General features: G+C 41.0%; 12 protein-coding genes. 8 read left to right on the top strand and 4 right to left on the bottom strand.

Features of this window, described 5'->3' with window-relative positions; genetic code table 11:
* Positions 1–3 precede the first annotated feature (3 nt).
* From CSB87_RS01100 to CSB87_RS01065, 8 genes are all read left to right on the top strand, one after another.
* Positions 4–489, top strand: coding sequence for an aromatic-ring-hydroxylating dioxygenase subunit beta (locus CSB87_RS01100; protein ID WP_002048853.1), 486 nt, complete (start codon positions 4–6; stop codon positions 487–489).
* Positions 490–499: 10 nt separating this feature from the next.
* A complete protein-coding gene (locus tag CSB87_RS01095) occupies positions 500–1237 on the top strand; it encodes an SDR family NAD(P)-dependent oxidoreductase (RefSeq protein WP_004887034.1) in 738 nt (245 codons plus the stop codon).
* Positions 1238–1271: 34 nt separating this feature from the next.
* Positions 1272–2225, top strand: a complete 954-nt coding sequence (locus CSB87_RS01090; protein WP_006580874.1) for a PDR/VanB family oxidoreductase — start codon at positions 1272–1274, stop codon at positions 2223–2225.
* Positions 2226–2270: 45 nt separating this feature from the next.
* Positions 2271–3227 carry a p-hydroxyphenylacetate 3-hydroxylase reductase component gene (locus CSB87_RS01085; RefSeq protein ID WP_006580873.1) on the top strand — a complete coding sequence of 319 codons (957 nt, stop codon included), beginning with the start codon at positions 2271–2273 and terminating at the stop codon, positions 3225–3227.
* Between the two features lie 198 nt (positions 3228–3425).
* Positions 3426–4340: a transcriptional regulator FeaR gene (gene feaR, locus CSB87_RS01080; protein ID WP_004887042.1), complete on the top strand. Its 915-nt coding sequence runs from the start codon at positions 3426–3428 to the stop codon at positions 4338–4340.
* Between the two features lie 209 nt (positions 4341–4549).
* Positions 4550–6865 (top strand): primary-amine oxidase, encoded by a 2316-nt coding sequence (gene tynA / locus CSB87_RS01075; protein WP_079377122.1) that lies wholly within the window; start codon positions 4550–4552, stop codon positions 6863–6865.
* A 144-nt stretch (positions 6866–7009) separates the two neighbouring features.
* Positions 7010–8227: a hypothetical protein gene (locus CSB87_RS01070; protein WP_079377838.1), complete on the top strand. Its 1218-nt coding sequence runs from the start codon at positions 7010–7012 to the stop codon at positions 8225–8227.
* 33 nt (positions 8228–8260) lie between these two features.
* A complete protein-coding gene (locus CSB87_RS01065) occupies positions 8261–9748 on the top strand; it encodes an NAD-dependent phenylacetaldehyde dehydrogenase (protein ID WP_004887052.1) in 1488 nt (495 codons plus the stop codon).
* Positions 9749–9803: 55 nt separating this feature from the next.
* Here the strand turns inward: CSB87_RS01065 and pcaD are convergent, their stop codons facing one another.
* The 4 genes from pcaD to CSB87_RS01040 form a co-directional block, all read right to left on the bottom strand.
* Positions 9804–10583, bottom strand: a complete 780-nt coding sequence (gene pcaD, locus CSB87_RS01060) for a 3-oxoadipate enol-lactonase (protein WP_004887054.1) — start codon at positions 10581–10583, stop codon at positions 9804–9806.
* 10 nt (positions 10584–10593) lie between these two features.
* Entirely contained in the window at positions 10594–11808 is a 1215-nt protein-coding gene (pcaF, locus tag CSB87_RS01055) for a 3-oxoadipyl-CoA thiolase (RefSeq protein ID WP_004887057.1), read from the bottom strand.
* 494 nt (positions 11809–12302) lie between these two features.
* A complete protein-coding gene (locus tag CSB87_RS01045; protein ID WP_004887060.1) occupies positions 12303–12956 on the bottom strand; it encodes a 3-oxoacid CoA-transferase subunit B in 654 nt (217 codons plus the stop codon).
* Between the two features lie 18 nt (positions 12957–12974).
* Complete coding sequence (locus CSB87_RS01040) at positions 12975–13646, bottom strand: 3-oxoacid CoA-transferase subunit A (protein ID WP_004887065.1); 672 nt, start codon at positions 13644–13646, stop codon at positions 12975–12977.
* Positions 13647–13696: the final 50 nt, after the last annotated feature.

Here is a 13696-nt window from a genome sequence, read left to right as displayed (position 1 = left end):
GCAATGAATATGAATCTGCAATTATTAAATGAAGTCACTGCTTTCATCTGGGCTGAAGCAGATATGTTAGACCACAGCGAGTACCGTGAATGGCTCAATTTATGGAATGAAAAAGGTGTTTATATCATTCCGATTGACCCGAACCTCACAGACTACGAAAACAACTTAAATTATGCCTATGACGATAATCATATGCGTAAGTTACGGGTAGAGCGTCTTGAAAATGGTGAGGCAATTTCTACGGCACCAAAGGCGAATACGGTACGCAGCATTTCGCGAGTACGAGTGATTCAAGACCATAATGATGAAATCGTTTTACGCTGCGCTCAAAACCTGCGTGAATTTCGTAAAGAAAACCTCAAGCATTACACGGCCGATATTACGTACCATCTAACCCGTGATGCCGATACTGGTTTTAAGATTAACCGTAAAATCATTAACTTGGTTAACTCAACCGATACCTTAGCTGGTATTAGCTACATTCTTTAGGAGCGGTAACATGAAACAGGTTGTTTTAGTGACAGGTGCTGCTTCTGGACTCGGTAATGTGATTGCTGAATATTTTGCGAGCCAAGGCCATCAAGTGATTTTGTCAGCAAGCACGCTTGAAAAAGCCGAAAATGCCAAAGTACAAAGTCAGTATGCCCAAAATATGCTTCCTTTAAAGCTGGATATTTCGGTCGAGGCAGATTTTCATGCAGCGGTGCAATGGATTGAAGAGAAATTTTCTAAACTTGATGTGTTAATTAACAATGCTACCGTCACTAAAGCAACACCCGTATTAGAAATTACCGCAGCCGATTTTGATTGGGTGACCCAAGTTAACCAACGCGGCACCTTTCAAGCTTGTCAAATTATTGGTCAATACATGGCCAAAAAAGGTTATGGACGCATCATTAATATGGCGTCTTTGGCGGGACAAAACGGCGGTACTGCAACGGGTGCACACTACGCGGCAACCAAAGGGGCTATTGTGACATTAACCAAAATTTTTGCCAAAGAGTTTGCGGCAAAAGGTGTTACGGTCAATGCGATTGCACCGGGACCAATGGAGTCACCAATCGTTCATAGTGTGGTGCCCGACGAAAAAATGGAACAGTTCATCCAGAATATTCCGGTTAAGGCCTTAGGAAGTATGCATTTTATTGCTGAAACTTGTGGGTTGCTTGCGAGTCCAAATGCAAGTTTTGTGACTGGTGCAACATGGGATATTAACGGTGGTTTATTCATGCGTTAAGCCAATCGCTTTACCATGAAAAGGGAGTTAAATCATGACTACACTTTATGATGTTGTCGTTAAAAATCGCCATGTGGAAGGTGGAAATATTGCAGTTATGGAGTTTGAATCTGCAACTTCTGCTGCATTACCAAAGGTTGAACCCGGTGCACATATTGATGTGCACTTACCGAATGGTATGGTGCGCCAATATTCGCTTTGCCAAAATCCAAATGACGAAGGAAAGTTTCGCCTTGGAATTTTACGTGATCCTGAATCACGTGGCGGCTCGATTTCTGCATTTGATGAAATTAAAGATGGTATGCAAATTCAGATCAGTGAGCCGAAAAACTTATTCCCACTTTTAAAAGCCAAGCACAGTGTGTTAATTGGCGGTGGAATCGGGATTACGCCATTAATTACGATGGCATATCAACTTGCACATGAAGGTGCATCATTTGAGCTTCACTACTGTGGTGCTAGCCCTGAAAAATGTGCTTTTGTTGATGAAATTAAAAATGGTGTGTTAGCACAATACACAACTTTCCATTTTAAATCTGAAGGCGCAAGCCACAGAGCATTTTTTGAATCTGCCATTAAAGATATTGACCCTGAAAGTCATATTTACACCTGTGGTCCAGTCGGTTTCATGGATTGGGTGATTAACCTCGCCACAACTCATGATTTTCCTGAGCAGCAAATCCACAAAGAGTATTTCCAAGTCGAAACTGATACCTCGGGAGATTCATTTGAGGTGGTGGCTGAGCGTAGCGGAAAAATCATTATGGTCGAAGCTGGCGAAACCATTTTGCAGGCTTTGGCTAAAGAAGGCATTGAGATTGAAATGTCTTGCGAGCAAGGTGTATGTGGAACCTGCATGTGCGATGTGATTGAAGGTGAACCTGATCATCGAGATGTTTATTTTACTGATGAAGAAAAAGCCAGCAATGAGCAAATATTGGTTTGCTGTTCACGCTCTAAAACACCGAGATTAGTTTTAGATATCTAATGCTCTCGCGATTTATATGGATGTAAGAGAAGGTTTAGGAGAAAGATGATGAATGTATTACAACAAATAGATGAGTTTACGGTCGATCCACTACAGTTCCGACGGGCATTAGGAAATTTTGCAACAGGCGTTACCATTGTTACCGCACAAAATGCACAAGGTGAAAAAGTAGGAGTTACTGCAAATAGTTTTAACTCGGTATCGCTCGACCCACCACTTATTTTGTGGAGCATTGATAAAAAATCTTCAAGTTTTTCAGTATTTGAACAAGCAACACATTTTGCAGTCAATATTTTATCGGGCACGCAAATTGAGCTGTCTAATAAGTTTTCGAGACGCAATATTGATAAATTTGCCGACACAAATTTTCAACTTGGCGCAGGACGCGCACCCATTTTAGAAAATTGTTCAGCGGTGTTTGAGTGCGAACGTTATCAAGTGATCGAAGGTGGTGACCACTGGATTATTATTGGTAAAGTGGTTCGCTTCCATGATCAAGGCCGAAGCCCGCTAGTTTACCATCAAGGTGCATATTCTTGTGTCATGCCGCATCCGAGCCTTCAAGTTAAACAAACTGAACAGAGCGGTGTAGACCAAACACATTATGGGCATTTATATAATAATGTCTGCTACTTGATGAGCCGTGCTTTTAAAGCTTATCAAACCGACTATATTCCTAAACAAATGGCTTCGGGTTTCCGTACCAGTGAATCACGTCTTTTGCTTGTTTTGGCAAGTGGTACTGCTTCAAGTAAGGAGGATTTACCACGAGATATTGCTATGCCAATGCAAGAAGTGGAAAGATCGGCTGAAATTTTAAAATTTGAAGGGTTATTGGTCGATCACGATAATTTGTACGCACTGACCGAGAAAGGCAAACAAACGGCGCAGTATTTGTTTGATATTGCCGATAGCCACCAAAATGAGGTGTTTAAAAAGTATTCTGAGGAACAAAAGGATATTTTTATAACCATGCTGCGAGACTTTGCGGGAGTAGCATAAGCCCCATTAAGCTGATAAATTGAATTGATTTATCAGCTTCTTTACATCTAGCTGACTATCATCAAAACAATTCCAAGGATAAGGAATTTTTGGCACACAATTTGTTTATCAATAAAACAAGATTGCAAATATGCCAAGACAGTGCACCACCACAAACACAAAATTTTGAGCGGTGGCACATGTATAGAGAGGTAAGGGATGAACCAGTATGTAAGCGATGCATTACTCACATGGACGCACCATATTAAAAGTGTGTGCGGCAATTTTGAAACCGATTTTGACGGAACCCGTAATTTATTCATTGGTGAAGTTCAGTGCTTTTTATTGGGCGATACCGAAATTGCTTTTATTAAAAACAATGCCAATAAAATTGTCCGAAAAGCCGATGAAATCGATCGAGTGAATAATCGTTTTTGTTTTTTGATTTTGCAGTATTCGGGAAAAATGCTGCTCGAGTATAAAAACGAGACTCTAAGTCTGAATGAAGGCGATATTGTTTTGGTCGACCCAGTCGAAACTATTTCGATGTATCCGCAAGGCTTAGTCAGCCAGATTTCAGTCCATCTGTCGCGTGAAAAATTACTGAAAGAAAATATTAGTACCGAATATTTTGGAAAACTGATTACTCAAAATATGAGTGGTTTTTTACTTAAAAATATTTTGAAAAATATGTCTGCTGAAAACATCAAACTTTGGTATGCAACCGAAGATGGGAATGCTTTTGAAGATGCGTTAATTGCTTTAATCAAACCCACAATCAATTATAAAAATATTAATAGCTCCAATAAACTGATGGAAAACGCCGAGCGATATATTATAGAAAACTTAGCAAAACCCGATTTAACACCTAAATTAATTGCAGAGCATATTGGAGTGTCACTGCGTCATCTCTACCGTTTATTCCTTCAAGAAAATTTATCGATTAACAAATATATACAGCTCAAACGCTTAGAAAAAGTTAAAGCAGATTTGCTTGATAAAAGAAATAAACAAAGCTCAATTACCCAAGTTGCCTTGAAATGGGGTTTTTGGGACGGTGCTCATTTTTCAAAAATCTTTAAAAAGACTTATGGTATCTCTCCTAAAGAATTTAGAGAGGGTATGTCGGTTTAATTCTTTCATCTCTCAATGTCATTTTTAGACAAATCCGACGTCATTCTTGAACAAGCTAGCCCTATGTAACTGTGTTGAAATTAAATTCATTAGAGCAGGTTAGATAAGCTTAATAACCATAAAACTATTAAGTTGGTCTAATGAATTTCACTCACAGGAAAGTGCATTTTAACTGTCTGATTCAGATAGTTCAGGGATAGATGAAAAGGATGAAACCAATGCGTAAACAACGATTATTGAATGACATACAAAAAATACTGGCACTTAACTTATCAATCGCTGCAAGCTTTTGGGGACTCAATACTCAAGCGTTTGCTCATGGTGGACATGCCGAAATGGTCTCACTTTATCAAAACATGAGTGAGCAAGGCGCTAAAGTTGTTAAAGATGACTTTACCAATACCTATACAATCACCAAAGGTTCTATGGTAGTTCGGGCCAAACCCAATTCGGATCAGGTTTTGGTGAATGGCAAACCTTTCAAACTCAGTGTGCCTTTATTAATTAAAGATGGTAAACCTGTTATTGGAAAAGATTTTTTTAATGAAGTCTTCCAGTCGGGGTTAGATCAAACTTTCAAAATTGAAAATACGTTTCACCCGCTCAATAGCTTAAATTCTGACGAAATCAAAAAGACCTTTGATGTGATTAACCGCTCGAAATACGCCTATAAAAATATGCGTTTTGCCGAGTTAAAGCTTAAAGAACCTGAAAAAGCCAAAGTATGGGATTACTTCATTAATCACAAAGAATTTAAAGAAGATCGTATTGCTTCATTTATTTTATTAAAGGGCAATCAAGCGATTGAAGGTGAAGTTAATCTTAATACTCAACAAGTCACAAAATGGAATGTACTTAAAGATACTCATGGTATGGTGCTGCTAGATAATTTTGAAGCCGTGCAGCGTGTAATTGAGACAAGTAAAGAATATCAAGATGCGTTACGCAAACGTGGCATTACTGATGTGAAGAAAGTGATTGCTACTCCGCTAACTGTTGGATATTTTGGCGGTAAAGATGGGCTTGATAAACAACTCAACATATTAAAAGTCGTCGCTTACCTCGATGTCGGCGATGGTAACTACTGGGCACATCCTATTGAGAACCTAGTTGCTGTAGTCGATTTAGATAAAGAAAAAATTATCAAGATTGAAGAAGGCGCAATCATTCCTGTGCCGATGGCAAATCGACCTTATATGTCGAATAAGCCCTTAGCAAGTAAGCTAAAACCACTCAATATTACTGAACCTGAGGGCAAAAACTTTAGCATTACCGGTCAAACCATACATTGGGGGAACTGGTGTTTGCATGTAGCGTTAGACTCTCGTGTTGGCTTACAGCTTTCAACCGTGACCTACAAAGATAAAGGTGTGAAGCGTAAAGTCATGTATGAAGGTAACCTTGGTGGAATGGTAGTTCCATATGGTGACCCTGATATTGGTTGGTACTTCAAATCTTATTTGGACTCTGGCGAATATGGTATGGGAACACTCACATCATCTATTCTTCCTGGAACAGATGCACCCGACAACGCTGTTTTACTTGATGCCGTGATTGCAGACTACAAAGGCCAACCACAAGTAATTCCAAATGCCATTGCTGTGTTTGAACGATATGCCGGACCTGAATATAAACATCACGAAATTTTTGGTAACCAAGATGCCAGTGAAGCACGCCGTGAACTTGTCGTGCGCTGGATTAGTACGGTTGGAAACTACGATTACATGTTTGACTGGGTATTTTCCCAAAATGGTGTAATTGGAATTAATGCGGGTGCAACGGGTATTGAAGCTGTTAAAGGCGTTAAATCACGCACTATGCATGACAGTACCGCCAAAGAAGACACCAAATATGGAACTTTAATTGACCATAATATTGTGGGTACAACGCATCAGCACATCTATAATTTCCGCTTAGACATGGATGTCGATGGTGAAAATAACAGCTTTATGCATATGGACCCTGTGGTGAAAGCCAATGACAAAGGCGGTGTTCGTACAAGCTCAATGCAAATTGACAGTAAAGTCATTACCAATGAGCAAAATGCCGCTGAAAAATTTGATCCATCTACCATTCGCTTACTCACGAATTTCAACAAGGAAAATAAATTAGGCAATCCGGTTTCTTACCAACTCATTCCTTTTGCAGGTGGAACACATCCTGTTGCGAAGGGTGCCAATTTTTCTAAAGATGAATGGTTATTTAAACGTTTGAACTTTATGGATAAGCAAATTTGGGTGACTCAGTACAATCCGGATGAACGTTATCCTGAAGGGAAATATTCAAACCGTTCAACTCATGATACAGGCTTAGGACAGTTTATTGGCAACAACGAAAATATCGAAAATAAAGACCTTGTGGTCTGGATGACAACAGGCACAACCCATGTGGCACGTGCTGAAGAATGGCCAATTATGCCGACAGAATGGGTTTATACCCTAATCAAACCTTGGAACTTCTTTGACAACACCCCGACTTTAAACTTGGGTGAAGACGAGCAAAGTACGCAGCACGACCATCACTAAAGATCATCATGAACGAGGATGGGTAACGAATAAGTTACCCATACGTGAGCACGGTTAGGCCGTTCGCAAAAAAGGAATTTCTCAATGAAAAATTTATTTTCTCAGGTTATGAGAGGGACTCTCTTTGTCTCATTTTTTTCAACTGTGCATGCTGGTGAGCTTGAAATTAAGCCAACTTTTGAAGCAACTTTTGGAGCTTTTAGTAGTGGTAAAAGCTATAACGGCGAAAACCTAGATGATGAAAGAGTCAATTGGCAAGAAGGTCATCTTAAATATGGTGCTAAAGGACAATATACCTTTAAAAGCAAACAGCTCTATGCAAGTTTGAGTGGTATTAGCTCGGCAACATTTGGTGATGGCGACGCAGGTCAAAATAGTAATGGCAAAGAACGTAAAACAGATGTGAATGAATGGATCATTGGTTTTAAAGACGGCACCAATAAAGATGAGTTAACGACCTATGATTTAAGTATTGGTCGGCAAAATATCATGATTGGTGATGGGTTCTTTATTGCGGGTGATGCGTTAAACCTCGGTAAAGTGCCTGCGGATGGCACACTCGATCGGGGCGGTGCATATTATCTAGCAGCTCGTCGAAGCTTTGATTTTACGACTTTGCTTCAATACAAACCGCAAGAGAATACAACGCTAAAGCTGGCTTATTTAAAATCAAACAACAAAGCACAATTTTCACCAGAACTGTTTGTAACTGATTTGATGTATCAACTTAAAGATAAGGGCGTTGGGTTCACTTACTTAAACGTATTAGACCTTAAAGATGCTGAACACGTTTCAGGGCGTGAAGATCTTAAAAACTATGCTTTACGTTTAAATTATCAACCTTTACCAGAATTACAGCTCAAAACTGAGTTTGTGGTGCAAGATAAAAAAGATAGCCACGAAAATGCTGGCTACTTAGCGCTGAACTATAACTTTTTATCTTCAAAATATACGCCCTCATTAGGCTACCGTTTTAGTCATTTTTCAGACCAATACGACCCTATGTTTTATGGAAATACAGTCGGCTTTGGTACGTGGTTTCAGGGCGAAGTTGCCGGAAACTATGCTGGTCCATTTAATAAAAATGCAGATATTCATCAAGTCTCTTACACTATGAATTTGAAAGAAAATTTTATGTTGGGTGCTTTGGCCTATAAGTTCAAAACGGTAAATAAGTCTTTAACCAATGTGGATGGACATGAGTTAGATGTGTTTTCGGTTTGGTCGGTTAATAAAAAATTTAACGTTATTCCTTTAGTGGGACTCTATAAACCGAAACACGATATCCATAGTGGCGGTACTCAAAACTACGATGACAAGATCAATGTATATGCGCAGTTGATTCTGCAATACATCTATTAATAAATCCTTTTAAATGAATTGAGAGAAATAAAAATGAGTGAAGTTCAGATTTTACAAAATGTGCAGCAATTTATGGCACGTCAACATGGACATTTTATTGATGGAAAATTAGTTGCTGCCGAGCATTTAGATAAAGTGGATATTGTAAATCCATCGACTGAACAAGTGGTTGCTCAAATTAGTATTGGTAGTCAACAAGATGTCGCAAGCGCCGTCAAAAGTGCTAAACATGCTTTTCAAAATGCTTGGGCTGAAACGACACCCTATGAACGTGGCGTTAAATTAAATAAGTTGGCAGATTTAATTGAGCAACATGGTGAAGAACTTGCTCAGCTCGAGACGTTATCCACCGGAAAACTTATCAATATTTCCCGCCATCTTGAAGTCGCACAATCCGTTATTTTCTTAAGATATTTTGCTGGTTGGGCAACCAAAATTAATGGTCAAACCATGCAACCTTCTATTCCTTCTATGCAAGGTGAAAAATATACGGCCTTTACTTTAAGACAACCAGTGGGTGTGGTTGCAGGGATTGTGCCTTGGAATTTCTCACTGATGATTGGCGTTTGGAAAATCGGTTCAGCTTTAACAACAGGCTGTACCATTGTGCTTAAACCAAGTGAGTTTGCCAGTTTATCTTTATTACGTTTAGCTGAACTTGCCATCGAAGCAGGTATTCCAGCCGGTGTAATTAATGTAGTGACAGGTAAGGGCGATACAGGGCAATATTTAATTGAGTCGCCACTCGTTAAGAAAGTTTCGTTTACAGGTTCGGTACCAACAGGTATTGCCATCGGTAAACTTGCGATGAGTAGTGATTTAACCCGTGTAAGTCTGGAGTTGGGCGGTAAAAATGCCATAGCTGTTTTAGCCGATGCAAATATTGATGAGATTTTACCGACTTTATTGCAAGCAACTTTTGTACATCAAGGTCAAGTTTGTGCATCCCCAGAGCGTTTTTTTGTACACCATACAAAACATAATGAACTAGTCGAAAAACTCTCTAAAGCACTTTCTAGTTTAAAAATTGGATCGGCTATGGATGAAGGAAGTATGTTTGGTCCACTCTCTAATCAGCCACACTTTCATAAAGTGAAACATTATTTAGATATGGCTAAAGCCAATAACCAGATTATTGCTGGAGGTGAGGCTTTAGATCGATCAGGATATTTTGTACAACCGACTTTAATTTCCTTTAAAAATACCGATGATCCTTTATTTTCAGAAGAAACTTTTGGTCCAGTAGTCGGGGTAATGCCATTCGAAACTGATGAAGAACTTATTCAACTGATGAATCAGTCGCGCTTTGGTTTAACCGCAAGTATTTGGACAAATGATTTGTCTAAAGCTTTGCGTTTAATTCCTAAGATTGAAGCAGGGACCTTGTGGGTCAATATGCATACGTTCTTAGACCCTTCGGTTCCATTTGGTGGCGTTAAAGCTTCAGGAATTGGCAGAGAGTTTTCAGATGCATTTATTGAAGATTACACCGAATTAAAATCGGTCATGATTCGGTACTAAGTTTCTACGAGATATAAAAAATGGCCTCTATAGGCCATTTTTTGAATCATTAAAATTAACCTAGTAAAAAATCCTTTAGGATTTTATTAAAAGCTTCAGGTTGTTCTACATTGGAAATATGAGAAGCGTCTATCTCTGCAAGTTGTGATTGTGGAATGCGTTGCTGCATAAACTCACCATCTGCAACAGTCGTTACAGGGTCTTGAGTTCCAGCAATCACCAATACAGGTATTTTGATGTCGTTTAACTGCTCACGGACATCCGCTTTAGCCAAAGCCTCGCAACAATTGGCATAACCTATTGCGCTGCCAGCACTTAAGTCGTTACACAGGTTGTTGACAATTGAAGCATGACTTTGGATAAAGGGATCTGTAAACCATCGCGAAGCTGCTGTAGCTGCGATTGGCTGTAAACCTTGCTCACGTACTAATTTTGCACGGTCAAGCCATGCTTGTTCTTGTCCGATTTTAGCGGCAGTATTTGCAACAATGACATGACTAAAACGGTTAGGGTAGTGAATCGCAAGCCATTGACCGGTTAACCCCCCCATAGAAATACCACAAAAAGCAGCTTTGCTAATATTTAGATGGTCGAGTAAACGGACAACATCTTCACCTAATTGCTCTACAGTGTATGGGCCGTCAGGCGTAGATGATGAACCATGACCACGTGTATCATAACAGATCACAAAAAATTGATCTTTTAACTCATTGAACTGTTTTTGCCACATACCATAATTGGTGCCCAAAGAGTTTGAAAACACCAGAGCAGGGGAAGATGGCTCACCAAAGGTTTGATAGTTAATTTGTGCATCGGCAGATTGAAAAGATGGCATTTGTTTCTCCTTAAAGTGCTTCAACACGTTCAATAATGAGTGCAATCCCTTGACCTACCCCAATACACATCGAACACAAGGCATAACGACCATCTGTTTGCTCAAGCTGGTTTAAGGCAGTGGTCACAAGGCGTGCACCTGAGGCCCCAAGTGGATGGCCTAATGCAATTGCTCCACCGTTTGGATTTACCTTGTTGCTATCATCTGGCAAGCCTAAATCACGGGTCACTGCCAATGCCTGTGCAGCAAAGGCTTCATTGAGCTCAATTACATCCATCTGCTCTAAAGTCAGGTTGGCTTGTTTCAGTAATTTTTTAATGGCGGGTGCCGGAGCAAAACCCATAATACGTGGTTCTACACCCACAGCTGTTGAAGCAATGATCTTGGCACGTGGTTTGAGGTTATAAGCCTGAACTGCATCATCAGAAGCAATCAGTAGAGCTGCTGCCCCATCATTAATACCTGAAGCATTACCTGCTGTTACAGTGCCATCTTCTTTTACAACTGGTTTAAGTTTCCTTAAACCTTCAAGTGTGGTCGATGCACGTGGATGTTCATCGCTATCGATCACAACAGCATCCCCCTTACGCTGAGGGATTTCAACTGCCACGATTTCTTTAGAAAAAAAGCCTTTGGCTTGCGCGCTTGCGGTGCGTTGTTGGCTCACCAAGGCAAACTGGTCCTGATCTGCACGATTAACGTTGAACTGTTCAGCCACGTTTTCGGCAGTCTGGGGCATGGTGTCTACACCATACAATTCTTTAAGTTTTGGGTTGATGAAACGCCACCCCATGGTGGTGTCTTCAATCTTCTGGCTACGGCCAAAAGCACTGTCAGACTTACCCATTACATAAGGCGCACGGCTCATGCTTTCCACACCACCTGCAATCACCAAGTTCGCTTCGCCTGCTTTAATAGCACGGGCAGCAATAGCAATCGCATCGAGTGAAGAACCGCACAAACGGTTAATGGTGGTTGCTGGAACCTGATACGGTAAACCGGCAAGCAGTGCTGACATACGGCCGACATTACGGTTATCTTCACCAGCTTGGTTGGCACAGCCATAGATCACATCATCAACCTGTTCCCAATCTACACTTGGGTTACGCTGCATGAGGGCTTTAATCGGCACAGCGCCAAGGTCATCGGCACGGACGGGTGCAAGGCCACCGGCATAACGGCCGAATGGAGTACGGATGGCATCGATGATATAAGCGTTTTTCATTCTTACATTTCCATTTTGAAATCTGTTGCTGTCATTGCTACATCGTGAAACTTTTTAGCATTTGCTGGTGCTGATCATGGTTACTAAGTTCGAAGTAGTCATGACGGAGTCTTATCGTGTTGAGTCAAATGCCAGTAGTTAATTCATGTCACTTTTTTAAAAAAGTAACCAAAAACCTTTGTTGAACAGAGGAGGCTTCCATGCCTCCCTGTCCAACGGGCGACATCCATGTCGCCTGTCACAATAGCGAATTACGGTAAAATCCAAATTAATAAGCAAGAACCGTATTCAAAGAGTTCCATTCAATGTTTCGCGTTGGCGACATGGATGTCGCCTCGTTGCTCAGCACAACAGGGATGTTGTGTCTGAGTAACAAAGGATTTTTGTTACTTTTTATCCTTAAAAAGTAAGGTACTGCCTATACAAAGGGCTTTCGAAGACCACTATCATTTACAGGCAATGACAGTAGTAGCATTGGCTATGCTGTGTAAACTTTACCCTTGAGTGGCATCGATCAAAGTTGCGCCCGTAAAAGCCTGTAACTCATCAAAGTTAAGACCTTCAACTTTCTCAATCACCTTTAAACCATCTTTGGTCACATCAATCACACACAGGTCGGTGTAAATACGATCCACACAGTGCTTACCCGTTACCGGATAAGTGAGCTCAGCGACAATCTTTGGTTCACCTTGTTTGGTCACATGGTCTGTGGTGATAAATACTTTCTTGGCACCAACTGCCAAATCCATCGCACCACCCACCGCAGGAATCGCATCCGGCGCACCGGTGTGCCAGTTCGCCAAGTCACCATTGGCTGCAACCTGAAAGGCACCAAGCACGGCAATATCAAGGTGACCACCACGCATCATCGCAAATGAGTCACCATGGTGGAAAAAGCTGCCGCCTTCAAGCATGGTCACAAACTCTTTACCTGCATTAATCAGTTCAGGGTCTTCTTCACCTGCAGCTGGTGGTGGGCCAAATGCCAATAGTCCATTTTCAGAATGAAGGAAAATATCTTTATCGTTAGGTAAGTAGCTGGCAATCTTGGTTGGTAAGCCAATGCCCAAGTTCACATAGGCGCCATCTGGAATATCTTGTGCCACACGTTGTGCAATCTGGTCACGGCTGAGTTTCTGGTAGCTCATGTTATTTCTCCTTATTGCTTACTGTGCTGGCGTTACTTGTACAACATGCTGTACAAAGATACCCGGGGTAATGATGTGTTCTGGGTCTAATCCACCCAGCTCCACCACTTCAGAAACCTGAGCAATGGTGACATCAGCAGCCATGGCCATGATCGGGCCAAAGTTACGTGCAGATTTACGGTAAACCAGATTACCCCAGCGGTCGCCCTTATAGGCTTTAATCAAGGCGAAGTCAGCCTTGATCGGATATTCAAGTACGTAATCTTTACCATCAATCTCACGAGTTTCTTTACCTTCGGCCAAAAGAGTTCCAAAGCCTGTTGGAGTAAATACAGCACCTAAACCCATACCGGCAGCCTGAATACGACAAGCCAGATTACCTTGCGGTACAACCTCAAGTTCCACCTTTCCGGCACGGTATAGTTCATCAAACACATAAGAATCTGACTGACGTGGGAAAGAGCAAATGACTTTTTTTACTGAACCGGCTTTAAGCAGTTTAGCCAGACCATAGTCACCATTACCGGCATTGTTGCTCACAATGGTTAAGCCTTTAACACCGAGTTCAATCAGACCGTCAATGAGTTCAGCGGGTTGTCCTGCGGTACCAAAACCACCAATCAGTATGGTTGCACCATCTTTAATCTGCGATAAAACCTCGCTTAGTGAGGACCTACTTTTGTCAATCATGTGAGAAACCTTAGAGCATGAGGTAACGTAATGTATTACTACCGCTAAAA

This window comes from Acinetobacter sp. AR_0276, from assembly GCF_003000705.1.
GTDB lineage: Bacteria > Pseudomonadota > Gammaproteobacteria > Pseudomonadales > Moraxellaceae > Acinetobacter > Acinetobacter nosocomialis.
This window is presented reverse-complemented; position numbering and strand designations above follow the sequence as displayed.

Bases quoted from the DNA above. Each gene is read 5' to 3' on its own strand.
- CSB87_RS01090 (WP_006580874.1), top strand. From the start codon at position 1,272: ATGACTACACTTTATGATGTTGTCGTTAAAAATCGCCATGTGGAAGGT.
- pcaD (WP_004887054.1), bottom strand. From the start codon at position 10,583: ATGCCATCTTTTCAATCTGCCGATGCACAAATTAACTATCAAACCTTT.
- CSB87_RS01095 (WP_004887034.1), top strand. From the start codon at position 500: ATGAAACAGGTTGTTTTAGTGACAGGTGCTGCTTCTGGACTCGGTAAT.
- CSB87_RS01065 (WP_004887052.1), top strand. From the start codon at position 8,261: ATGAGTGAAGTTCAGATTTTACAAAATGTGCAGCAATTTATGGCACGT.
- CSB87_RS01100 (WP_002048853.1), top strand. From the start codon at position 4: ATGAATATGAATCTGCAATTATTAAATGAAGTCACTGCTTTCATCTGG.
- CSB87_RS01045 (WP_004887060.1), bottom strand. From the start codon at position 12,956: ATGAGCTACCAGAAACTCAGCCGTGACCAGATTGCACAACGTGTGGCA.
- CSB87_RS01085 (WP_006580873.1), top strand. From the start codon at position 2,271: ATGATGAATGTATTACAACAAATAGATGAGTTTACGGTCGATCCACTA.
- tynA (WP_079377122.1), top strand. From the start codon at position 4,550: ATGAAACCAATGCGTAAACAACGATTATTGAATGACATACAAAAAATA.
- CSB87_RS01040 (WP_004887065.1), bottom strand. From the start codon at position 13,646: ATGATTGACAAAAGTAGGTCCTCACTAAGCGAGGTTTTATCGCAGATT.
- pcaF (WP_004887057.1), bottom strand. From the start codon at position 11,808: ATGAAAAACGCTTATATCATCGATGCCATCCGTACTCCATTCGGCCGT.
- feaR (WP_004887042.1), top strand. From the start codon at position 3,426: ATGAACCAGTATGTAAGCGATGCATTACTCACATGGACGCACCATATT.